This window comes from Desulfosarcina variabilis str. Montpellier (assembly GCF_048565275.1).
GTDB lineage: Bacteria > Desulfobacterota > Desulfobacteria > Desulfobacterales > Desulfosarcinaceae > Desulfosarcina > Desulfosarcina variabilis.
In genome coordinates, this window is sequence record NZ_CP159846.1 from 5,978,880 (window position 1) to 6,002,744 (window position 23,865).

Genomic DNA, 23,865 nt, shown 5'->3' on the forward strand with positions numbered 1-23,865 from the left:
ATTTCACAGTTAATTATTCCCGGACAACAGGCAGCGGTATTTATGTAAACCGAAAATTCAAGAAGGGGGAGATGGTTGCAAGAATGACCGGGATTACGGTCCCCTATGTTCTTCAACACACCCTTCAGATTTCCCCCTGGCTGCATCTCTACGACCCTCACTTTACCGGGCTTCTGCTGCATTCGTGTGATCCGCTGGTATTTCTGGACATGAACAAGCTTGAAATCTGGGCATTGCAGGATATTGAAAAAGGCGATGCGTTGACCATGGATTATGCCTCAACAGAAGACATATTGTACCGACAGTTTCCTTGTGCCTGTGGCTCGGACAACTGCCGGGGATGGATAACAGGACGAAAAGAAAGGATAAATGAGCAAGGCCGGAGATATCTTCAAAACCTGGAAAGGAAATGTGGATGAGCCCACAAAAACAGCGGTTGTGGTGGGAAAGAGAAGATCTCTGTTACAAAGACGGGCACTTGATTTTTTCCGGGGCTTCGGTGTCAGACTTAATCGGTTTAACCGGGACACCGGCCTTTTTCTATAGTGGAAGACGGATTTGTCAAAATATCGAGCGTATACACAATGCTCTGAGCAGCCTTGATGCGCATCAAATCTATTATGCCATCAAGGCAAACCGGTTTGCCCCGATCCTGACGTCCATTAAACGCGCAGGGATGTGTGGGGTGGACGTATGTTCTCCCGGTGAATTGTTACATGCGTTTTCCTGCGGTTTTGAGCGCAGTGAAATTTCATACACGGCAAACTCGATGACCGATGACGAGCTCCGGTTGCTCGCCAACAACCCCGACGTGGCTTTAAACTGTGACTCCTTAAGCACCATCCGGCGATTGGGCAAATTCTGCTCCGGTCGAAAAATCGGAATTCGTGTCAACCCGGCTCTGGGTATCGGCTACAGGGATAATGAGACCCTGAAATATAGCGGAGATAAAACGACCAAGTTTGGCATCTACAGAGATCAGTTCGAGGACGCGCTGCGGCTTGCAGGTGAGCATAACTTCATCGTGGATACCATCCATTTCCATACCGGATGCGGTTATCTGAGCAATCAATTATCCATATTCAATGGGATTCTGGATGAAACCCACTGGTTTGTGGACAAAGTCAAAGATCTGGCGTGCATCAATCTGGGGGGCGGACTGGGGGTTCCCCATGACATGGATGATGCACCGCTCGATTTGGACGCCTGGGTTTCCATTATAAAATCCCATTTTGGAAATAAAGGGGTCACCATCTGTGTTGAACCCGGAGATTATATTGTAAAGGACAGCGGGCTTCTGGTTCTGGAGGTCAACACCGTCGAGAGAAAACAGCAAACCGATTTCATTGGGGTCAACGGCGGGTTTAATCTGGCCATAGAGCCTACTTTCTACGGGTTACCCTGTGAGCCTGTCGTTCTCGAGCAAAAGACAAATGCGATGAAGCCGGTGACGATTGTGGGCAATATCAACGAGTCGCTGGATGTATGGAAAGACAATTTCCAAATGCCCGATCAAATAGAAGAGGGAGACCCACTTGTTTTTATCAATGCGGGTGGATACGCGTCTTCAATGATGTCCAATCACTGTATGCGGGGACAGGTTTCTGAGAACTTTTTATTTTGAAGGATATTATGGATCTAACAGAAAAAGATAAAAGGCATATTATCCATCCCTGGTCCGACCTGGGAAGCGATGCCGAACCCACGATTATTGAACGCGGAAAAGGGGTTCATGTTTTTGATACGCAAGGCAACAAATATCTTGATTCGATCTCAGGCATGTGGTGTGTGAATCTGGGGTATGGCAATGAAGAAATGGCCAAAGCGATTTCAGACCAGTGTGTTAAGCTGGCCTATTACACACCGTTTGGAGACATGACCAGTCCGCCCTCCATCCAGTTGGCCCATGAACTGGGCCAATTGACGCCCGGCGATCTGAACACTTTCCAATTTACCAATAGCGGCTCAACGGCTGTTGAGTCCGCCATTCGGTTTGTGCATTATTACTTTAATTGTCTCGGGCAACCTGAGAAAAAACATATTATCTATCGTGAAAACGCCTATCATGGCAGTACCTATCTGGCGGCGTCCTTGAATGGCAAAAAATGTGACCGAAGCTATTTCAACTACGTCACCGATATCGTTCACCCCACCGCGGATCCCAATCCTTTCAAGAAACCCGACGGAATGAGCATAGCGGATTTTTGCGAGCTCAGGGTACGCGAACTAGAGGATAAAATTTTAGAGATCGGGCCGGACAAGGTGGCTTGTTTTATTGCTGAACCGGTGATGGGCTCGGGCGGTGTGATTGTTCCGCCGCCGGGATATCATAAAAAGACATTGGACGTCTGCAGGCAGTACGATGTGCTTTATATTTCCGATGAGGTCGTTACCGCTTTTGGACGGCTGGGGCATTATTTTGCATCTGAGGAAGTCTTCGGCATCGTTCCCGATATCATTACGGTGGCAAAGGGGATCACCTCCGGCTACCAACCCTTAGGGGCGGCAATTATTTCAGACACACTGGTGAATCGTATCAGCGGAGACGCTGCCAGTGAGAATTCCTATTATACGAACGGATTTACCTATTCAGGACATCCGGTGACGTGCGCAGCAGCCTTGAAATACCTTGAAATAATGAAGCGTGAAAATATAAACGAGCATGTCCTCGAGGTCGGCGCCCATTTCATGAACCGTCTGAAAACATTAATGGACTTTCCTGCCGTCGGTGATGTTCGGGGGGTTTGTTTAATGGCTTGTGTGGAATGCGTGGTATCAGATAATGAACAAGAGAATATAGCCTTTGCTCAACGAGTGGATGAACATTGCCAAAAAAACGGTTTAATTGTCAGGCCGTATGAAAATTTATGTATATTATCTCCCCCTCTGATTAACGATAAAGCGGGTCTTGATCAAATTGTGGATATTTTGAGCGATAGTATTACTTCAACGATGAAGGAAATGGGATAGTTAGTGCCCATCCAGAAATGGCTAATTTGCCCGATATCGGCGTTGCGCGAAAAATTTTATCCTCGGAATATCAACCATATGCCTGTGGTAAAATTTTTCGTGCGCCTTGATCTCGACCAAATTTTCCTATTTCTGGACAGGCACTATATAGGTATTTGAAAGGAAATGGTTTTATGGAAAATATTGATACCCGTATTTTAATCAATGGGAATATTGTCTCGGGCGAGGCCGAAAAGACGATTCTTTCAAGCCCGGAAAATAATGCGTTTATTGCCGAGGTCCCTTGTGCGTCAATCGATCAGGTGGATGCGGCGGTAGACGCGGCCAATATGGCCTTTCCGGGTTGGAAAAAGAAATCTTTTGCAGACAGGGCGGACGTATTGTTCAAGTTCGCCGATAGAATTGAAGAAAAAGGCGATCTTTTAGCCAAGCTGGAATCGATTAACTGCGGCAAGCCCCTTCAGAGAATGCTTGAAGATGAGATACCGGCAATTGTGGATCACTTCCGGTTTTTCGCGGGGGCGTCCCGGTGCATGTCCGGCAGTGCCTCCGGAGAATATCTTGAGGGGTTTACCAGCATGATAAGAAGAGATCCGGTGGGTGTGGTGGGGCAGATCGCACCCTGGAACTACCCGCTCATGATGGGCGCCTGGAAAATTGCGCCTGCCCTGGCTGCCGGCAATACGGTTGTATTTAAACCGTCTGAGTGTACTCCGTTGACCATTCTCGCATTGGCCAACGACATCAAAGAAATTTTTCCTCCCGGTGTGTTGAATGTTGTGACCGGCAAAGGAAGTGTTATCGGAAAACACATTGCCGAGCATGATAAAATTCAGATGGTGTCGGTCACGGGGTCCGTCGGTACCGGAAAACAGGTGCTGCAATCGGCAACATCCAACATCAAGCGCACCCATCTGGAGCTGGGGGGCAAAGCGCCGGTAATTGCTTTTGATGATTGTGACATTCCGGATCTGGTTGAAAATATCAAACTGTGGGGATATTACAATGCAGGGCAGGATTGTACTGCTGCCTGTCGTCTGTATGTTCACGAGAATATTTACGATGAGGTAGTTGAAAAACTGACGGATGCGGTTAAAAGTATCGATGTGAATGATATCGGGCCGTTAATCTCCAATGAACAACGGGAAATCGTCAGTGGCTTTGTCGAACGGGCCAAAGAAGTTCCGCATTTGAAAATTGTTGCCGGCGGCAATAAGATCGATCGGGGCTTTTTCTACGAGCCGACCCTGATTGTTGATGCCCGCCAGGATGACGAGGTCGTTCAGGAAGAAATCTTTGGGCCGGTGGTTACGGTTACCCGGTTTAATGATATGGATCAGGTTATCGAAGGGGCCAATGATTGCAAATATGGGCTCGCTTCATCCATATGGACCAAGGATATCCAGAAAGCGCACAAGGTCTCATCCATGCTTCAATACGGCGTAACCTGGATCAATACGTATTTCATGTATGCATCTGAGATGCCCCATGGCGGATTTAAAATGTCAGGATATGGAAAAGACCTTTCGATGTATGGTTTGGAAGATTATACGGTAGTTCGGCATATCATGGTAAAAATCTAAAAGGGGACGATCGATGATCGGGCAACTTGGGGCCGTTTCCGGTCCCAAGCCCCATCGGTGCAATTAGGCAATTCGGATCGCACCCGATCTATCATGGCGCGTTGGAGACGAGCCATGATAACCGAATGAAATAAAATAACAATAGGTGCCCCTTGATCTCTCGATCTCCGATCTGATAAACAACGTCTACCCAAAAACGCGACCTCGGTGCTCACCGACTGTAGGAAATTTCCGCTGCACATGTCGGAAAATCCGGCACATCCCTTAACCAACTTACATTAAAATAAAAACCGACATTCTTACCGTGGTGACTGACATGTCGATCAGGGAATATGTAGGAAAATTCTACATATTTTTTGTCACTATGGTGCCAGACCGAACTCAATGATCTGTTTTAGTATATGATATCAATCGGTTGAAAAAATGGCATGATGGCTGCTAAAGAATATTCAACTACAACATGTTGCAGTAATTTTGCTTGGCCTTACAAACAAGTTCCTATCTGTATCGCCTATTGCACCATTAGATTCAACAGAGAAAGGAGACCCTATGCACTCTGCACTCAATGGTTCGGGCAAGCTGGGTTCACAAAAGGCCGCCCACCCCACGCAGCAGTCGCGCCGAATGCCATCACGGCCGACGGCCAAAGCCCAGGAAATCTGCCGCCATTACCTCTGGGGTCCCAATGGTCCCCACGGCTGTCTCAAGGATGGCAGATGCGGTAACTGTAATTTCGATGAGGTGATTTCAGTCATGCGTTCCCGCTATGATGCAAGCCGTGGAGCAGAATTGATATCGGTGGAAGGCTTCAGCGTCCAGGCCGACGCCTATATGCACCATGGTCATATGTGGCTCCGACGCTCTGTGGCCTCGGAGGCGGTGGTCGGCCTGGATTCGTTCGCCAGCAGCCTCATCGGGCCTCCGGACCATATCGACATGCCGGAAAACGGTACCCTGGTGCAAGAGGGAGATCCACTGATAACGGTAACACGCCAGGGTCAGCGGGCCCACCTTCTGGCTCCCATCAGCGGCCTGGTAACCGCCACCAATCGCTGCTTAGAACCCAAAACACCGCTACAACGGCGCAGTGGCGTGCCCAGTGTATGGATGGTGCGCATGCACACCAACCGCATGCGCAGCGCATTGAAAGCACTTTTAAAGGGAAAACGTCTCGTGGCCTTTCTGCAACGCGAGGTGGAGCGTCTTTTCAGAGATATCGAAACGGTGGCCGGCCCCATGAGTGTGGATGGCGGTCTCTTGGGAGAAGATATTTACGGCAACCTTCCGGAACTGGGATGGGAGAAGATATCTGCGCGTTATCTGCGCAATTGAACCCAAGTCATCAGCCGGGATGATCAGAAAATGTTAAGAAAGAATGGGCAGGGACTCGATGGCCCGTATTTGAAGCCGGGCCCCTGCCCATAGCGGCTCACGATATGGCGTGAACCAACGGTTTTCTCGTCGCGATATTAGGCTATGCCGGCCAGTTTTTTCCGGATGCACGCGTTCGTAAACCCGAAGGGACTCAATATCAATATTATTGTTAAACATATTTAACTTTATTGCATTTATACCGTTATAATGTAAAACAATCATCACTTTCTCAATTGCCCATTTTGACATTACCTGCAATATTTGAATCGCCCCCTTAGGAGTTATTCGTTTATAATCTGCTCCCTTCTGCCGACAATTTGACCCGGACAAATCGGGATTGACAATTTTCTCTATCTGTCAGACTAAACTGGGACAGTGTGCACAGCATATGGGCTGATTCAGTCTGAAAACCGGAGTCGTGTGTTTTATGTGGCAACCCTTTCGACAAAATGGTGCATTGATCGTGAAGCGAATAATTGGATGGCTGATTTTGATTTCAATCTGGATTTTACCATCATCGAGCTGGGCCTGGAACGATGAAACCCATCTCGCCATTGCCAAAGCTGCCGGCTACCAGAAATGGTACAATGCCGCCGGTGCAGATATTACCAAAGTCAAAGCCGGTGACATTGAAAACAAAAATCATTACGTCAACAATCCGCCGGGAATCCATGTCACAGCAAAAATGGTGATTGAACAGGCTCATCGTTACAATGATCCTTCCGATGAAACCGGCCATCTTTATGGGGCCATCATTCAGTCCATCAGAGAATACCGGCACACCACCAAAGAAGGGAAATACACCGAATATCATCTTGCATTCTGTGCCCACTACATTGGTGACTTGAGCATGCCTCTTCACAATACACTTTACAACGCCTACAATCGGAAAAACCACGTCGCCACAGATGGCATCATTGAAAAAGAAGTCCTCAATAATTTGTCGATGATCAAGGTCTACCCAATCACCATCGAGTCGGAAACGGATCTTGCCCGCGAGATCGCCAGGATCGCCAATCTCTCAAGGAACCTTGGGTATCAATTGGAAAAGGTAGGCCGGATGCTATCAAAAAAGGAAGCTTATAAGCAGATCAGCCATAGTGCTTCGCTGTTCAAAGGGATATTGAGTTGGTTGAAATCAGAAAGAAAGGAATAGAGCGATGTCCACAAAAACTCAAATTCTAATTTATATTATTGTGTTAGCGGTTTTTGATACGATCATTCCGATCCCTATTACAGCATTTGTACTGATTTATGTGTTATATCAAAAACCCAAGTGGTTTAAAGAGTGGATAGAAGAAATCTACCATTCTTGATGTACGATTCACCCCCTGACCACAAGGCACAGATGACCCGTTGATAGTTTTTGCCTGCCAACAGACATCCAAACGGCTCACATTGCTTCAGTCGCTTGATGGCTTGCTTTATCAACAGATGCGTCGCCGGTGCCTCCTGTAAGATTTGAGGGCACAATAAACGGCAGAGCTCCGGCAACTAAGGCAACAATATGATCCGCTGATATTGCGGTTGAACGGCGAGAGCCTCTAACTGGGCTCTACCTTATTTGGCTGAAATAAACCAGAATAACTATGACAAGAAGAACGGTTCAGCACCCCATCGTTGTCTTTTCTTTTTAAAATCAAACCATTTATTCTTTTTTTGATTGTCATCTTTTTCGATTTCAATAGTTCTGTAAGTCGTTAACCCTAATGGTGGCAAGATTGATTTTACCGGCACGCCGCGCTCGTGGCTCGATCAGCTTGCGGGCCACATCGCGGACGATCTACAGGGCCTCGCTCGCCGTTCGTCCCTGGCCCCCCCCTTTTTTCTTTGTCTGAACATCTGAAAAAGGACGGTGCTAGTGAACTGAATTTTCCAGGCCGTACTTTTCTTTTAACAATCGAGCAATTGCCCCAGACTCACGCAGTCGCTTGAACTCTCGATCAAACGATTTCTTAAATGATGATAAATCCTTTTTCTTGGTAAAACCAAAGTAATTGTAATCAACGGCCAACGGCGGATGGACGGCGACAGGTGTCTGTTCAGCACCCACCCCCAGCCGCCTGAAAACACTCATGGCTATGCGCTGCTGGGTGGTTACCACATCAACACGATCCATCAACAGCATCTTAAAACAGATGTCCAGGGAGGCAACACGCTCCGTAGATAGGCTGTTTATAGCATTATCGAGTCCACGACCCAGACTCCATCCCTCTACCACACAGATTTTTAAGCCTTTCAGCGATGAAAGGTTCCCATGCCAGTCGATCGAACGACCCGGTTTGACAAACAGGAAGGATTTATCCGCCAGAAAGTAGGCTTCCGAAAAATCCATCCATGTTTCCCTTTCGGCGTTTTTGAAAGGCGCGATGAGGACATCCGTCCTCCCCGTTTTCACCAGAAATTGGGCCCGTCTCCATGGATAAAGCTGGATTTTAATTGTATGCCCAAGTTTTTCCCCGATAATCCGGGCGATATCGATACCAATCCCGGTAAGCTCCCCCTGATTTGTCTCTTCGGATATAATCGGAAAGTGACTGCCAACAAAAGAAAAGGTCTCTGCTTTGGCAGTCGATAAAAAAAAAGCCGCAATAATAGCAAGGCAACAAGCTTTTAAGGATACATTCATGCCCGTATTATTATTTTTCTCTTTCAAGAAGAAATCTCTTGTATATTTTATAATTCTCAGTTTCTTGGTATTCAATTACACTTACAGGGCTGCTGTCAAAGCTGTATATCTTGGCATCTTCGTAGGCCAGCAAAATTGGAGAATGCGTTGCGATAATAAACTGTGCGTGCCCTGTTTTACCGTTTTCACGAAGAATATCCATCAATTCAAGTTGACTTTTAGGAGACAGTGCTGTTTCCGGTTCATCCAGAAAATAAATGCCTTTTCTGCTATAGCAGGAACGGAAATAGGACATGATGGATTGGCCATGTGATTGGGTAACCAAAGACTTTCCGCCAAAATAGTTCAATTGCCCAGGATCAGTGCTCGCCCAACTGTCAAGTATTCTTCTGAAGTCGTTAAAAATTTCCGAACCGAAATAGGATCCAGGCACTTTCCCATTGGCCCACGCTAAAGAGATATACTTGAATAACTGCTTTTCATAATGGTTAACCTGGTAGCGCACACCGCCACAGCTGCGCCAGATATGGATATTGCCAGCCAAGGCTAATGCCTCTAAAAAAGTGGACTTTCCCGTACCATTCTCTCCCACAAAGAACGTTACCGGGCATTCAAACCGAATTTGCCTTGTTTGATTGAAAACAGGCAAAGAAAATGGGTAATGGCAATCCGATGGATACTTTTCAGGGTGCAAGGTTGCGCTGATTATATGATTATTCATCGTGTTCTTAAAATGTCCTGAAGCCGATAGGATTATCTATCTCAATTTTTAGCGTAAAATGTGTGAAACAGGATCTCCCATTAATGGAAGCCCCATTTCGCTTTACAGCGATTAATAGCTTAGAAAATGGGCTAAGACAAGTTTAATCGACTGTTAGTAATTTTCAAACATCAGGTTCAGGATAATATTATAGAGACAACGTGGTCTTAGAGCATTAAAGTTGAATATGTAAATTGCGTCAAAGAGATATTGGAATATCGTGGTTTCAAGGCGGGGGTATGAAGATTTTTTTACACCAAAGGTTCCCTTGAGTTACCCAGTTTTTTTTTAATTCGGATTGTCATCAGTTTAAAAAATTGTGCGTTGTTTGAATCGATAAAGTACTTATGTTGATGGGTCACCCAATTTTATTATTTGGCGGTTGTTACCTGACATTTGTTTAGTCAATGGGTTTGGTCCATTACCATGTACTCGATCCTATCATAAAAATAAATAATCACGCACGCTGATTAATAATTGTCGAATAGAGCATACGTGATTATTTATAGATCAATAGTAAGCAGCCTTATATACGGCGCATAAACATATGGTCCTAAGTCAGGAAACGCATCATCAGAATGTTTTGCACTCACAACGCTTGGTGGAGATGTCGTCCAGTCTGTGTCGGCAGAAAGACCGACATCATAACTGATAAGTTCATCACAAGTGCCTCCATCGTTGTTACAGTATGACTTCCCGTCAATAATAAGGCGGTTTTCGTAATTCATCAAAGAAGCGTCAGAGATCGTGACTCCTTGGTCAATAATAGCGGTCGATGATGAAGTTGGTTTGAATTCTGAGTCAAGCGCAGGGTCGGCGCTTGTCATATCAGTACCGTGACTTGCATTGGTAAATAAAATTGACCCTAATGTGTTACCCCAGAACACATGCGTACTATACCCTTCACAATATCCCAATGCATTTGAATCATTTATTCTTGAGACTTGGCTATCGCTAGAAATATAAATTGCCCGGTGATATCCGTATCGAGTAGTATTATCTACGTAAACATTATTCCTCGCTAATGCTGTCCCGTTAGTAGGAGTCCATGCCGCTCTCTCGCTCGTCGTTGTTGAGCCAACATTTTCTACAAACAGGTTGTTGTGCATGTAGTAAGTACCAATTGTTCCTTTCGATGAATTTATAGAATACACACCGCCTAAACAGTCGTAAAAGATATTCGACCAAACATGATGATTATCAGTTGGGCCAAACGGTCCTTCCGTTTTGCAACCACCATAAAAATATACTCCGTAGGGTTGGTGTTCAAAATAATTTTGGGTAACATACCCATTGTCCGACCCGCGCTGGATTTGTATTCCGGAGTAGCCGCGATAAACACCATCTGCAGACTCAAAATAATTTTTCCAGATAATAAACCCATTAACCCAGTTCTTGACGTCGATGTGATCCTCCGGGATGCCGGTATGAATTTTGCCATTGAACCAACACCCCTCCACCAGATAATCCGATCCTTTATTTAGTTGCACGGAATCGAGGCAATGATCAAACCAGCAGTTTCGAACGACTCCATCGGTTAAGTTGTATAACACCACACCAATCCCAATAGAGTCTATATTTGTAATACTGCTATTGGCAATGCCATCAACTCTACAATTCTCTACAACTATATGATTAGCATCGTTTGTATATACTCCACGGTAAGCTGTGGAAGTACCATCTTGCATATCAATATTCCGGATTCTAATGTAGTCCGAGTTATAAACAGATATTGCTCCGCTTGTATTAGCAGGAGCAGTATAGCTAGTCCAATTAATTATACGGAAATCGCGAACGATTATATAATTAACGCCTGAGATGCGTATCGGAATCTTTACGCCATCGAAGTATGCAAAACTCGCCGTGTTGTCACCTTCGTTAGGATAAATGTTGTCGCTATCAACGCATCCATCAATAGTGATAAATCCATCAGCCACGCCATCGCCGGGAGGTATGACTGGACCGGTAAGTTCGCCACTAAAATAAACAATATCACCAGGTCCGACTCGTCCGTCTGCGGCATCTACACTACCAAATGATAGATCGTTAAACTCTTCCCGCGACCACGGATCATCAGATGTTCCCGAACCTGTCCCGTCGCTGTCCTCGGTCACATAAAATGCCTCAGTATAATCTTCGACAGGGTCAGACGGTTGCCAACTTAAGCTAATATTATTAATATCGCTAATATTCTCAATGGGTATGCGATTGATATGAGATACATTATTAAAATCAATGGCATATGAAACATTGCAAAGTATCAATAGCATCATGATGAAGCATGTATTTTTTTTCATTATTGGCTCTCACTGTATGTAAGGTCAATTGCATTAGTCATGTCAATATGCAGAATATTGGGCGAAACACTCCAGACTGTATTTCCAATTACGATATGGTCACCTGTTGTTGAGAAATCCTCAATATCAAGAGTCCACCATCCATTTATCCCAATATAAAGTATTTTTCCAACATCACTATAATCTAAGGCTTCATTATCATTTCTGAGAAAGCCTTCTCCTATTCCTACTGGAATTTCATCATCTATAGCGTAGCTTGAATTTGTCAATAGGATTCCTTTTGGTCCGTATGTATCATTTTCAGAATGATTCGCTCCAGCTTTATACAAATATGCTTTACCATCTGAGCCAATATAAAATGCAGCACCAAAGCGTCCAGCAGTGAATGCTTCACCAGCAATAATTGTGGTTGTATTGCCGGTCCATTCTTTATTTTCCAATATCGACAAGTCAACATCATCCGCCGCTACACCACTTTGGCTTGAAAATACCAAAAGCGAAACAACAAAAATTGAAACAATAATACTTTTTTTCATTTAACCCCCTCACAATTCTCTTTTTGTTAAAAAACAATTTTAATCTTCTTTCAGTTTTATTCATATTTTTAAAAAGATGTTTACGCCCCTAAAAGAAGTATACCGTCTTGACTATCGCAGCGATAATACCACGCGTTTTCTTGCAAGCAAGCAGCGCCAAGCCAACTCTACACCTGTTTTTGTTATGATTATTCAGCAGTGCTTCTTATTTTCTGTCGAATAGAAATGAAAGAAATAATTCTTAGCTTTAAAGGTAGCTCAGATATACACAAAAGCCTAAGAGAGTTGAAATATGAATGAGAAAGGCAATGTAAAATGAGTTATTCGATCAGCGTAAAATCAATTCAAAAGGATAGACATTTCTCTAATGTTTTTGTGTAGCGAAACCTTATATTTTAATTTTTTATTTTCCCTCCTTTTGTATAAAAACCTCAATCATCTGATTTATTCTGTGTAATCATAAAGATAGTTCTCACACTATGAGTCTTTGTGCGGCCGGCCGCTTTCCTATATTCTATATATATTTCCCAGTCAAGTATTTTTCTCTTTACTTCTGACAGTTTCAACAAAACAATAACTTGACAAGAGCCCAAGTTGTAACTGAAACAGTTTTTCGGTTCTCAAAAAACTAAACAGGACATTGAGAGCCCTGACATTGTATCGCCCCCACGAAACACCACACTGTATATTAGACATCAAGTTTAATGCCGTCTGAGCGATACCCATGTAATTCTCACCAATGTCATGGGTTTTGCTACGTTTAAAACGAAAAAAGTACTCAAGCAAGTATACCTGAAAGTATTTCGGATTAAATCTTTCACGGAAAGTTAAGATGTTATCTCGAACAAAAGGTTTGAGAAAATAATGGAGCAATCTGTCACAACATGCAACCGTATGCGATCTATCTGTTTTTCTGAACCACCGCGTTCAAAAGCAACAGGGGCGACAATCTTGCTTTGAGTACCACAACCACATCTCCCAAATCGTTGCCCGCCGATGAAAAAAAACTCGTTGACTTCAACCCTGCCTTAAAGCTTTTCGCGATTATAACGGATGGTATATCTGGCACCCATACAAGCATTAATTTTGCGAGAAGCTCGACAAAACCCACCAATTATGATTATCATATTTAAGCCGCTCACAAACAGTGATTCTGATTTTTATGAGCGGGTTTGTCACTATCCTTTCCAAATGCATTGTTCCTGATGAGAGAATTTAAAATATATTATTGATACAAATGGGTTCCATTTTCGATCTTTGGTTTGGGCCAGGTCTGAATTTTTAAATAGGTTGAGGTATCCGAATCTTTCATAGATGATTGTTGTTCAATATCAACCGAGTATGCCAACCTGAGTGTATTTTAAAGTCGGCAAACTGCAGAACCGCCGGTAACATTCCGGCAAATGAAGAGAGAAGGAGGCATGAAACAGTTCGGCATTATTGTGGTGCGATCAATGGCACTTGCGCTCCTTGTTGTCCTCATGTCATCAGTCGCACCCCTGGCGCAAGACCAGGTCGAAGGGCCAACGACACTGTCCCAGGTACTGGACAGCAAGGTGTTGAAGGTTGGTGTCAATCCGAATTATAAGCCGTTTTCATTTGAAAAAGACGGCCGACGCGTCGGCGTTGACATCGACATCGCCAACCGACTCGCCGAGAAGCTTGGCGTGAAGGCTGAATTTATCGTGCCCGAATCTTTTTCCGACCTGATTCCAATGCTTCGGGCAAACCAAATCGATATCATTATCGCCGTCATGAGCATCACTTTCGACCGGGCCAAGGTGGTCGATTTTTCAGTGCCCTATTTCGAAACCGGCCTGTCGATCCTGTTAAACAAAGTCAGAGCAGCCAAACTGGGCATCAGTGAGGCAAAAAACCTTCAGACAATTGTATCCATTCTCGAAAAAAACGGAAAGGCAAGTCAGCTCGTCATCGCCGTAACCGATGGGAAAGCCCCCCAACAGGTGGTTCCCCGTTTCTTTCCACAGGCATCGGTTAAAGCCTATCCCACCAACGAAGAGGCTGCGGCAGCAACACGGGGTGGTGAGGCCGCCATGATGGTTCATGATGAAATCTTCCTAAAAGTCTGGCTCAAAGAACACATGCGGGAAGCGCAGTTCCGGCTGGTGGTTCTCGATCCGCCGTTCAAACCGGACTACTACGGGATGGCGGTACGCAAGGGGAACCAGGATCTTTTGAACATGCTCGCTATGTTCAATCTGGAAATGAAGTCAGATGGGGTCGTCTCCCGATTTCTGGGGCAGTACCTGCCGGTGAGCAGCAAGGTCGTTACCCAAAGCTACAACATCAGCGAAGACTATTACGGAGGTGATTGATATGGCGAAGCAGAGCAAAGGGCTCGATCTGCAATGGAAAATTCTCATCGGGATCATTGCCGGCATCGCGATCGGCATGGGCATCAACATGGCCATGGGCGCCGGCATCACCTCGGGCCCCCTGTACATCATGAAAACCGTTTTTCAGTACGGCGGAGACATTTTTATCCGTCTGCTGCGCATGCTGATCGTTCCGCTGGTGTTTGCCTCCATTTTCATGGCGGTTGCCAATCTTGGCGATGTGCGCGCACTGGGAAAGATTGGCGGTAAAACCGTTGGCTATTACATACTGACCACGGCATTGGCCGTTCTGGTGGGGTTGATCGTGGTCAATATGATCGACCCCGGCGTTGGCATTGATAAAGACGCACTGGCCGCACTCAACATCGGCACCGAGGTTCCGAAAAAAGTAAGCAGCCAGGGGGTCGGTGAACGCAGCGCAGCGCTCATCATCGTGGACACGTTTGTCAACATGATCCCCAAAAACGCGGCTGCAGCGTTTGCCACCGGCGACATCCTGCAGATCATCTTTTTCACGATCTTTCTCGCCATCATGGCGTCCACCATCGGCCGGGATTCCGAGACGCTGACCAATGCCATTGGTGGTCTTGACCGAATCATGCAAAATGGCATCATGGCGATTATGGTCATCGCACCGTACGCCATTTTTATGCTGGTCACCGCTATTTTCATGGATCTTGGATTTGCCGCATTGAAAGCGCTGGGCAAATACGCGGTAACGGTTCTTGTGGGCTTGTTTATCCATGGTTTTATTACCCTGCCGATTCTGGTTCTGGTAATGGGACGCTACAACCCGTACCGGTTGATAAAAGCCCTGAGTCCAGCCATGATGACGGCCTGGTCGACCGCCTCCATCGCAGCCACACTTCCGATGACCATGAGCAATCTGGAAAATCGAGCCGGCGTGGAAGGCCGCATCGGCAACTTCGTCCTTCCCTTAGGGGCCACGATAAACATGGATGGAACCGCATTGTATGAATCCGTAGCGGTTATTTTTATCGCTCAAATCATGGGAATTGAGCTGACGATGGGCATGCAGGTCGTTATTTTCATCACCGCTTCGCTGGCTGCCATCGGTGCGGCGGCGATTCCCGGTGCCGGCCTGGTCACCATGGGCATCGTCCTGACGGCTGCGGGCCTTCCGCTGGTTGGAATTGGACTGATCCTTGCCATTGACAGAATCCTCGACCAGTTCCGCACAGCCATTAACGTCTGGGGTGACGCAACGGCGGCTGTCGTTATTGGACGCTCGGAAAATGCCATCCATGCGGTTTGATCGTCAGTCGTAGCCAGACTCGATTTTCCCCACGTACATTTGGGCAAGGAGCACAATAAAGCATCGATTCGTTTTCAAGCACGCCACAGATTGACTCATTTTAATGCAAACCAAGTATTACATTTCATTACAATTCGTTAGAATCAAACCATCACTAAACATGCTTGATTTTGAAGCAATTCCGCCATCCAACAAGATACCGGCAATTGATTCCTATAATATTGAAATAAAACGATAAAAATGATCTGGCACCAATATTGTACAGTGTTAATCAAGTCAATCTGAATCAGTGTTTCCCATCGAAAAATGAAAGAAGGCGAGCGATGAAAAAAATAGTAATTGCTTTGACCCTAGCCTGCAGTCTGGCGTTTCTGGCGGTGATGTTTGGCAATGGAGGCGTAGCAGCCCTCCATTATTCGCTATTGCCTAAAATCAAGGCTTTTTTAGATTTTGTGTTCCCCCATGTTCCAGTTGTGGCCATGCTTTTAGGAATCGGCATTGTTGGATTTGCGAGAAGTTAAAGATAGCATCCAAATGGTCCTCAACCGTCTGTTGACTTATTTTCTCAAAGCGTAGCGGCTCTTTGCGGAATCGAACATTTCAATAGCTAGCTTACATTTTCTTTGAGCGATGTTGGTCTGTACGGCATGGCATTGAATATTTTCGCTTCCGTTTTTTCCATGTTCTTAAAGATCTTTTCTATCTCACCCGGGTCATCGAAGATATCTGCGTATCTTTTTAGGATGTAATCCCTCCTTTCTTTTAGGTCTACAATTTCTCGGTTGATTACTCTTTTGTCTGCGTAGTTCACGATTTCGGCTTCCGTTATCGTTTCGTTGCCTGGCTCGTCGTCGAGGCGTACATGTTGTCGAACGATCTCGCTGACATCAATATACCCTTTTCCGCGTATCAGTTCCGCGCCTGTTTTTGCGTGGTCTTCGCCGGTTTCAAGGCTCCTCGTCTTGGTTACGTCGTGAAGCAGTGCGGCGGCAACGACGAGTTCGATGTCGATATTTTTTCCGGCTTCGTTTAAGCGCTGTGCGATCTCTTTGGCTACGCGTGTGACGGTTTCGCTGTGTTCCTTGATGTGTTCGAAGGTGCCTGTTTCTTTAAGCATTTCGTAGCACTGTGTTTTTGTCGGAATGCGCGTTCGGTTTTTTGGGTTCATCCCTATTCCTTTGGCTTCGTCTCCCAGTATTTTGGATACTATACCCCAATGTTGCAAAGGCAATGTATCTCATAGACGGTGGCCATGGCAATTGGCGATTTTTCTCAATCTTTTTTTGCAACATCGGGGTGTAGAATACTGCGCCTATGGATTATCGCAACCCTTTTTTCCGGGGCCATCGAGACCTTTCACCGCTATCACCATATTTATCATGCGGGGAGGAAATTCGGGGACGGGCCTAAAGCGCAGGCCAGCTATTGAGCTCCGAAATCAGCCTTCCGGGGGGCCGGCCCTCGATCCTTTGCGAATGGGCACCCCCCAATCCTTTGCATCAGCGACACCCCATTTCTGATCGAGTCGCTGAGCCACTGAAACCGGTCGATGGTGCCATTAAAAAAAGTCTGCCAGCCGCCGCAAAGCAGACTCAACGGACGGTTTGATGGTTCGCGGGGACCTCTGAATTTCGGGCAGTCACCCATGCAAAGATCCATGAACCGGCAACTCGCACACCGATTGGACCAGTTTGTCTTTTCAGATGCAAATCGCTGATACCGCTCGCTGGTCAGAATTTCTTCAAATGGGGTTTTCAAGATATTGCCGAGCCGGTGCTGTGGTCTGACTAAAAAATCACAGGGATAGACGTCTCCATTATATTCGACCACCAGATAGCGATTGTGGGCATCGCCGCTGTAGCAATCAATGGCAATGCCATGGACCTTCTTGGCCAGAATGGATTCGAAAAGGCGGATGGAAATGCGGCCGACGTCTTTTTCAAACCAGGCGTTGAAAATCGACAGCAAAAAGTCGCCCCACTGTTCACCAGTAATTGCGTATTCTCGGCGCCTGCCGTCTGCGTCCATTTCAACGCAGGGTATAAACTGGATGTAGTTGAAGCCACAGGTCTTTAGGTAGTGGTAGATGTCAAGGGGCGCGTGAACATTGGCCTGACTCACCAGTACCAGCAGATTGACGGGCACACCGGCATTCGTGAGCCGGTGAATGCCCGCAACAACCTTTTCATGGGTGGGACGATCTTGCTTGGTACGCCGATAGATGTCATGCAGGTGCGCCGTCCCGTCCAGGCTTACTCCAAACAAAAAGCGGTATTTTGCCATGAATCGCGCTATCTTTTCGGAAACGTGCACACCATTGGTCTGGATGCTGTTGGATATGCTCGCCCCCTTTCGTGCATACCGTTTCTGCAAGCTTACGGCATGCTCATAAAAGGTGCTGGGTAGAAGCATCGGTTCTCCACCATGCCAGATCATGGAATAAATGGTTTGCGGCGTCTGCATATAGGCCTGCATAAGGGCTTGCAGAATATCCGGGGACATTCGGCGCGGGGTCTGAAATGCCTTTCCAGGTGCAACGTCGGGAGACCGATAGTAGCAGTACCGGCAGTTCAGGTTACAATCGGCCGATACCGGTTTGATCAACAGTGAAAACGGTTTCATGAGAAAGCCTCAGCATCGGGAGGCGATCCTCGCCCGACGTTCCACCGCATTCAGATCAAGGTCGTTTCGCATATACTGGGATGATGCATCCTGAACCGGCGAATAGTCCCAGGAGGTTCGCATGCCTTTGATGCCGGCGGAGAAGACCAGCCGCCTGCGCTTCTGGCTTTTTACGACTGTCCGTTGCAGCGCCTCGATATCCTGGTGGGAGAAAACCATTCCCCTTAAATGGGCTTCCACATCCTTGTATACGGGGTCCGACGCCAGATTGCGAAGTTCCCGCGGGTCCGCTTCTAGATCATAAAGCTGAGGAGGATCTGGAGCATTGTAAATGTATTTGTAATTCGCCTGCCGGATCATAAAGCACGGTGCAATGGCGCCTTCGGCAAAATATTCGGAAATCACCGGTTGATGCGCCTGATCCGAACCACCAGAAATGAGGGGAACCAAACTACTGCCGGCGAGGGGAGCCGCCGGATTGTCAAGATAGGGACTGTCGGTTATATCGAGGATAGTCGGCAACAGATCGACCAGGGAAACATGCGCCGAAACACGTCTTCCCCTATACATCCGCGGCGCTTTGACGATCAACGGGACCCGGACCGATTCCTCGAAGAAGGACATTTTGTACCACAGCCCTTTCTCACCCAGCATATCTCCATGATCGGCTGTAAATAAGATGATGGTGTTATCTCCAGCCCCCATATCATCAAGCGCTTTGAGAAGACCGCCGATCTTGTCGTCGACATAGCTGATCTGCCCGTAGTACGCGTGCCTCGCATTGCGCACTTGTTCATCCGTGACGGCATTCGGTGATTGACGGTAGGCGCGGCGCAGCCTCAAGCTTTGCGCATCCAGATCCGCATCGGGCATGTAACCGGTGGCAGGCATATCGATGTCGTCGTGATCATATCGATCCCAATGCTCACGCGGGCAAGCGTATGGATCGTGAGGGTTCGTGAAGGAGACCGTCAGAAAAAAGGGACGTTCATCTTCGCTGCGCGCCATATCGTAGAGTTTCCTTTGCGCATTGAACGCCACCGCGTCATCGAAATCGATCTGGTTGGTACGCTCGCACGGCCCTGCTTCGATCACACTGTCCATGTTATGGTACCACCAATCCACCCGTTCATTTGGTCGGCTCCAGTCCGGTGTCCAGCCCCGTGATCGATAGGATAGACGTCCGTGGTCACCCGGGTTTCATAGCCATGGAGTTGGTCGGCACCGACGAAATGCATTTTGCCCGCCAGGCATGTCTGGCACCCAGCCAGCCTGAGGTAATGGGCAATGGTCGGGATATCGGCTGAAAATTCGGCCCGTTGTCAAAGGCTTGTATGTTCGATGTAAGCTGTCCCGAAAGCATCGAAAACCGTGACGGGGCACAGATGGGGTTGTTATAATAGGCACCTTCAAAAACCACGCCGTCTTCTGCCAGTGCATCGATATTGGGAGACTGAACCATCGGATTGCCATAGCAAGGCAGCGAACAGGCCGCCAGTTGATCGGCCTGGATCAGGAGAATGTTCGGTTTGTCGTTACTCATCGCCTCGTTCCTTTCTCATCAAAAACGGCCCCGCACAGCGTTGTCGCATGGTCGGTTTCCCTCCGGCGTGGTCTTTCCCTCAAATTCTACGGCGCGGCCTGGCGGGCCGCCTCGAGCCAACCATTCCATTTATCCTGGTTGACCTCGATCCACTCATCAACATGCCTGTCGATATCCTTTTGACTCTTCTCGCCATTTTTCATCTTCGCGTTTTGCGCCGAGATGTCGGCTACGGAAACTTCGAACACTTCGAACAATTTTTTGGCGGCTGGGTTCTTCTGGACAAACTGCTTATTGGCCACAATACGGATGTCGTTGATGATAAGACCAAATTTGATGGGGTCGGAAACGGCACCCTCAACACCGCTGGCAACCATCCGATCCGCCTGGTCGGCATAGGCTTCCATCGGTTTGATTTCAGGTACATTGATCCACACCACGTCTTTTCCCGGTTTCAGTTTATAAACGCTCCAGTTGGGGGTCCATGTGTAGTACAGCACTGCCTCTCCGGATTTGAATTTGCCCAGTACGTCCGCAAACAACGCATTGTAGGAAGCCTGCACGAGATTGATGTGCGCTTCCAGCCCGTAAACTTTCAGGTGATGGGCCATGACCTTTGCGACGGCCCATCCCGTCGGTGCACCCATGAGGTCGGCTTTGCCATCGCCATTGGAGTCGAAGGCTTTTTTGACCTCCTCCCGTTTGAAGTCATCAAGGGATGTGATGTTGAATTTTTCCTGATGCTTTTTATCGACCAGATATCCCTGAAGCCCTCCGTTTTTCACTACGTACCCGTATGCCCCGGCCTTTTCCTCAAAGTTCTTGGGAAGTTGCGGATATTGATTGGGAAACCAGCTGTTGGCCCAGAAATCGAGCGTTCCCTGGGTGACCGAAGCATAAAACATGGGGTTCTGAAGCATTTTGGGCACTTCGCACGAATAGCCCAGTTCAATCAGCGCTCTGCGGACCAGGGTCTCGTGGAACCACCCAGTGTCCCAGGTGCACCGGCCTTGCTTCACCGTCACGCCTTTTCCCGGCAGTTTCTGGTAGGCGACGCATTCATCTGCACGCACAGCAATAACCAACACCAACATCACCACAGCACTGATCATGGACGTTACTGTTTTGTTTTGCACGAGACCTCCTTTTGCTTGGGTTATTTCATATTCAAGGAAGCGACAACGATCGGTCCGCATGCACAACCCCGAAAATACCTACGCGAAACACGCCTCGACAATGTTGCGGATATGCTGCAGTTCGGATGTTATCGCATCGACCAGATCGCCCTCCCGGGTCCGCCTCGACGACACCCCTACACCGACAGTCATGACGATTTTTCCATGCTCCCGGATCGGCACCGAAAAGCAGCGTAATTCCTGGTAGAACAACGCCCGGTCGTCCTGGATGTCGTTCAACTGCGCCTGACGAATCATTTGTTTCAGATCCGCAACCTTTGGCGGCGTCTCATAGTTCTCAGCCTCCCGTTCAAGGAAGGCGGAATCGGCAAGCGTTTCGGGCAGAATGAAAAACACCGCCCCCTGGACACCCAGCGCCAACGGCAGGCATTTTCCGGCAGGATAAAGCAGCGGCGTTTGGTTATCCAGATAACACTCCAGGCAGATCATGGTCTGATCGACGCAGGTAAACAAATTGACGGACACCTGGTAATTGTGGTGAATGTGCAGCATTTGCTGTCTGATGATCTGGATGGGTGTGTTCTGGGCAGCCACAACACGTCCCCACAAATAGATTTTGCGTCCCAGTGTATATCGCCCTTCGGAAGATTTCTGGATGACGTTTTCAGCTCCAAGTTCCTTAAGAATTTTGTTTACAGTGGAGGGGCTTGGTTGGTTCAACACCCTGGAAACCTCCGAGAACCGTAAACCGGCCTTGCTTTGGCTGATGGCATCAACAACACGGATTGCACGGGATAAAAGGGATTTTTTATTTTCCATTTCAAGCATGAGCTACATATATAAATAGCTTACTACACATATTAGAACTATATTTATTAGAATGCACTGGATTGGATTGTCAATTGAAAATCCAGTGGGGGAGTCACGATAAAATCCATTTATCTGGTTATATTTGACAATATCTTCCTCTAATGGGATTGCATTGGTGGCTCAGTAAGGAACACGCCCGCGGGTCGCCCAAGCGTCTCCACTGCAATAATGGACGAATGATTTAATTTCTATCGGATTTCCGGTCTCAGCCGTTCAGTTCTAGTGGTAAAGCGAGTGAATTCAATGCCAAGTGGCAACCCCTTGAAATGGCCGAACGTTCATGCCCGGTTTCCATTAAACCCGACAGCGATATGGTCCACGATCTGATCGATCCACACGCACTCCCTCTCATCAAAGGGAGAATCTGCCAGTCGGCCGACGAAACAGAGCCCGATGGCTCTACTGCGTGCAACGATGGGGGCCAGATAAGCATGTTTGAAGGGCATCTGCCTGAAAGGAGCGTAAGGCAGCCCGAGGCCCAATGGGCCTTTTGTCCATTGCCTGGGAGAGCGTAGCTGGAGCGCTTGGACGATGGCTGAATCGGATTTAGTGATGGAAATAGAAAAATCCTGGGCGTTGATATGCATCTGGGTTCCTACATAAAACTTAGCCTGTAACACCGGCGGTTGCGCTGTGTTCACAAAAGCCATGAAAACTTCACTATCCGGTAAGCAACGGAACAATGCTTCCTGAGCCAGCATCAGGAGCTGGTTGATTTCCCCCCCGCGCTTGCGGCATAATGCCAGTTCCGTGAGGAAATGCCCGATCAGCGATTCCGGGGTCTCTTCGGGCATCGCCGTATCGATAGTGGGGCCAAAATCCATATGAGAGACGATCTCCATGGGGTTGGCCTTGCCCCATTCCAGAATGTTAACCATTATTTCCACATCTTCGGCGCTCAGATTGAAAAACGCTTTCACATTGTCATCGGATTGGAAAGTGTTCCGAATGAGATCGGGAACTGAAAAGTGTGGATGTCCAAGAAGCTTGCCGATTCGTTTCTCGGCTTTGCGAATGGTCTCCTTACCGCCCTCTCGTTCCCCGAACAGCATGGCAGCCAGTATAGCGGATTCGTCTACCAAAGCGATCAACGGATCATCAGCGGATTCGGGTTTCAAAATGATCCGCTCCAGATCCTCAGGCAGACGGTAGAATGCCATTACAGCCTTACAGATATCGTCATAGCGCACCTGAAAGATGTTGAGGCAGGCCTTGTTGATGGTAAATTCCTTTGCATTGATCAGGTGATCCATCTTTTGGAATCGGTTTGGAAAGGTGTTGGCCAAAGCGAGACCGGGCAGCCGATAGAGCAGACCGGCGATAAAACTTTCTTCAGGATTATCGTGGTTGTGCGCTTTGGACAAGGCCATGGCCAGGATACCGGAAAAATAAGAGACCGCGTAAAGCTTCAGCAAATTCCGTTTTTGGAGCGTCGCCAGGGAATGCCTGAACATGCCCAGGCCCAGAGCCAGCAAATAGATCTTGTCGAATCCCAGGTACGTCACCGCTGCGGTAATGGTTTTTATGGGAAAGCGAGGGGCGTAATAGGATGAATTGACGGTTGCCAGCAAGCTACTTGCCAGGCCGCAATCGCGCATGATGACGGTGGCCAGATCCAGGGAACTGGAATCGTTTCTCTTGGCCAGACGCGATATTTCAAGGACGGTCTCACTCAGCGCCGGAAGGTTACCCTTATCGCGCATCTCTTCCACAAGGTTTTTCAAACGTTGCTGGTTATCCATAGTAGACGGTTCTTTCTGAATGCTGCAATTGTTTATAGTCGTTTCCATTCACCGAAGCTGCAGGTGTTTTGTTGTCGATAATACCAATGCTGGATATATCGGCGAATTCCTTACCGACCTTGAACAAGTGCATTCGATGGTATTTTTACCCCCCATCCTTCAGCCAGTTC

Annotated in this window: 19 protein-coding genes and 1 pseudogene; 9 read left to right on the forward strand and 11 right to left on the reverse strand. The window is 47.3% G+C overall.

What is annotated here, in order from left to right; all coding sequences use genetic code 11:
- Window positions 1-71: 71 nt before the first annotated feature.
- The 6 genes from Dvar_RS26920 to Dvar_RS26945 all read left to right on the forward strand — a co-directional run bounded on the left by Dvar_RS26920 (window position 72) and on the right by Dvar_RS26945 (window position 7,083).
- Window positions 72-419, forward strand: a complete 348-nt coding sequence (locus Dvar_RS26920) for an SET domain-containing protein-lysine N-methyltransferase (RefSeq protein ID WP_419656219.1) — start codon at window positions 72-74, stop codon at window positions 417-419.
- Complete coding sequence (locus Dvar_RS26925; RefSeq protein ID WP_419656220.1) at window positions 416-1,624, forward strand: diaminopimelate decarboxylase; 1,209 nt, start codon at window positions 416-418, stop codon at window positions 1,622-1,624. The genes Dvar_RS26920 and Dvar_RS26925 overlap by 4 nt, the downstream gene beginning before the upstream one ends.
- Window positions 1,625-1,632: 8 nt before the next feature.
- The gene (locus Dvar_RS26930) at window positions 1,633-2,970 is read left to right on the forward strand and encodes an aminotransferase (RefSeq protein WP_419656221.1); all 1,338 of its coding nucleotides are present in this window, start codon (window positions 1,633-1,635) and stop codon (window positions 2,968-2,970) included.
- Window positions 2,971-3,143: 173 nt separating this feature from the next.
- Window positions 3,144-4,553 (forward strand): gamma-aminobutyraldehyde dehydrogenase, encoded by a 1,410-nt coding sequence (locus tag Dvar_RS26935; RefSeq protein ID WP_419656222.1) that lies wholly within the window; start codon window positions 3,144-3,146, stop codon window positions 4,551-4,553.
- Between the two features lie 549 nt (window positions 4,554-5,102).
- Window positions 5,103-5,885, forward strand: a complete 783-nt coding sequence (locus Dvar_RS26940) for a hypothetical protein (RefSeq protein ID WP_419656223.1) — start codon at window positions 5,103-5,105, stop codon at window positions 5,883-5,885.
- A gap of 505 nt (window positions 5,886-6,390) precedes the next feature.
- Complete coding sequence (locus Dvar_RS26945; protein WP_419656224.1) at window positions 6,391-7,083, forward strand: hypothetical protein; 693 nt, start codon at window positions 6,391-6,393, stop codon at window positions 7,081-7,083.
- A 702-nt stretch (window positions 7,084-7,785) separates the two neighbouring features.
- Here Dvar_RS26945 and Dvar_RS26950 read toward each other — a convergent pair.
- The 4 genes from Dvar_RS26950 to Dvar_RS26965 form a co-directional block, all read right to left on the reverse strand.
- Entirely contained in the window at window positions 7,786-8,583 is a 798-nt protein-coding gene (locus Dvar_RS26950) for a substrate-binding periplasmic protein (protein ID WP_419656225.1), read from the reverse strand.
- Window positions 8,567-9,277: an AAA family ATPase gene (locus Dvar_RS26955; protein ID WP_419656226.1), complete on the reverse strand. Its 711-nt coding sequence runs from the start codon at window positions 9,275-9,277 to the stop codon at window positions 8,567-8,569. Before Dvar_RS26955 ends, Dvar_RS26950 begins: the two co-directional genes overlap by 17 nt.
- A gap of 542 nt (window positions 9,278-9,819) precedes the next feature.
- Window positions 9,820-11,613, reverse strand: a complete 1,794-nt coding sequence (locus tag Dvar_RS26960; RefSeq protein ID WP_419656227.1) for a hypothetical protein — start codon at window positions 11,611-11,613, stop codon at window positions 9,820-9,822.
- Window positions 11,613-12,149 (reverse strand): hypothetical protein, encoded by a 537-nt coding sequence (locus Dvar_RS26965; RefSeq protein WP_419656228.1) that lies wholly within the window; start codon window positions 12,147-12,149, stop codon window positions 11,613-11,615. The genes Dvar_RS26960 and Dvar_RS26965 overlap by 1 nt, the downstream gene beginning before the upstream one ends.
- Before the next feature lie 1,421 nt (window positions 12,150-13,570).
- Here Dvar_RS26965 and Dvar_RS26970 point away from each other — a divergent pair.
- From Dvar_RS26970 to Dvar_RS26980, 3 genes are all read left to right on the forward strand, one after another.
- Window positions 13,571-14,485 (forward strand): transporter substrate-binding domain-containing protein, encoded by a 915-nt coding sequence (locus tag Dvar_RS26970; RefSeq protein WP_419656229.1) that lies wholly within the window; start codon window positions 13,571-13,573, stop codon window positions 14,483-14,485.
- Window position 14,486: 1 nt separating this feature from the next.
- Complete coding sequence (locus Dvar_RS26975; RefSeq protein WP_419656230.1) at window positions 14,487-15,782, forward strand: dicarboxylate/amino acid:cation symporter; 1,296 nt, start codon at window positions 14,487-14,489, stop codon at window positions 15,780-15,782.
- A gap of 323 nt (window positions 15,783-16,105) precedes the next feature.
- Window positions 16,106-16,303 (forward strand): hypothetical protein, encoded by a 198-nt coding sequence (locus Dvar_RS26980; RefSeq protein ID WP_419656231.1) that lies wholly within the window; start codon window positions 16,106-16,108, stop codon window positions 16,301-16,303.
- An 86-nt stretch (window positions 16,304-16,389) separates the two neighbouring features.
- Here Dvar_RS26980 and Dvar_RS26985 read toward each other — a convergent pair whose 3' ends face one another.
- From Dvar_RS26985 to Dvar_RS27015, 7 genes and pseudogenes are all read right to left on the reverse strand, one after another.
- Complete coding sequence (locus Dvar_RS26985; protein WP_419656232.1) at window positions 16,390-16,950, reverse strand: HD domain-containing protein; 561 nt, start codon at window positions 16,948-16,950, stop codon at window positions 16,390-16,392.
- A 254-nt stretch (window positions 16,951-17,204) separates the two neighbouring features.
- Window positions 17,205-18,404 (reverse strand): anaerobic sulfatase maturase, encoded by a 1,200-nt coding sequence (locus tag Dvar_RS26990; protein ID WP_419656233.1) that lies wholly within the window; start codon window positions 18,402-18,404, stop codon window positions 17,205-17,207.
- A gap of 9 nt (window positions 18,405-18,413) precedes the next feature.
- A pseudogene (gene betC, locus Dvar_RS26995) lies at window positions 18,414-19,553 on the reverse strand (choline-sulfatase); the annotation flags it as partial.
- Window positions 19,554-19,593: 40 nt separating this feature from the next.
- Window positions 19,594-19,947 (reverse strand): sulfatase-like hydrolase/transferase, encoded by a 354-nt coding sequence (locus Dvar_RS27000; RefSeq protein ID WP_419656234.1) that lies wholly within the window; start codon window positions 19,945-19,947, stop codon window positions 19,594-19,596.
- An 86-nt stretch (window positions 19,948-20,033) separates the two neighbouring features.
- Complete coding sequence (proX, locus tag Dvar_RS27005; protein WP_419656235.1) at window positions 20,034-21,083, reverse strand: glycine betaine/L-proline ABC transporter substrate-binding protein ProX; 1,050 nt, start codon at window positions 21,081-21,083, stop codon at window positions 20,034-20,036.
- Between the two features lie 78 nt (window positions 21,084-21,161).
- The gene (locus Dvar_RS27010) at window positions 21,162-21,806 is read right to left on the reverse strand and encodes a hypothetical protein (protein WP_419656236.1); all 645 of its coding nucleotides are present in this window, start codon (window positions 21,804-21,806) and stop codon (window positions 21,162-21,164) included.
- Between the two features lie 425 nt (window positions 21,807-22,231).
- The gene (locus Dvar_RS27015) at window positions 22,232-23,695 is read right to left on the reverse strand and encodes an HDOD domain-containing protein (RefSeq protein WP_419656237.1); all 1,464 of its coding nucleotides are present in this window, start codon (window positions 23,693-23,695) and stop codon (window positions 22,232-22,234) included.
- Between the last annotated feature and the right edge of the window lie 170 nt (window positions 23,696-23,865).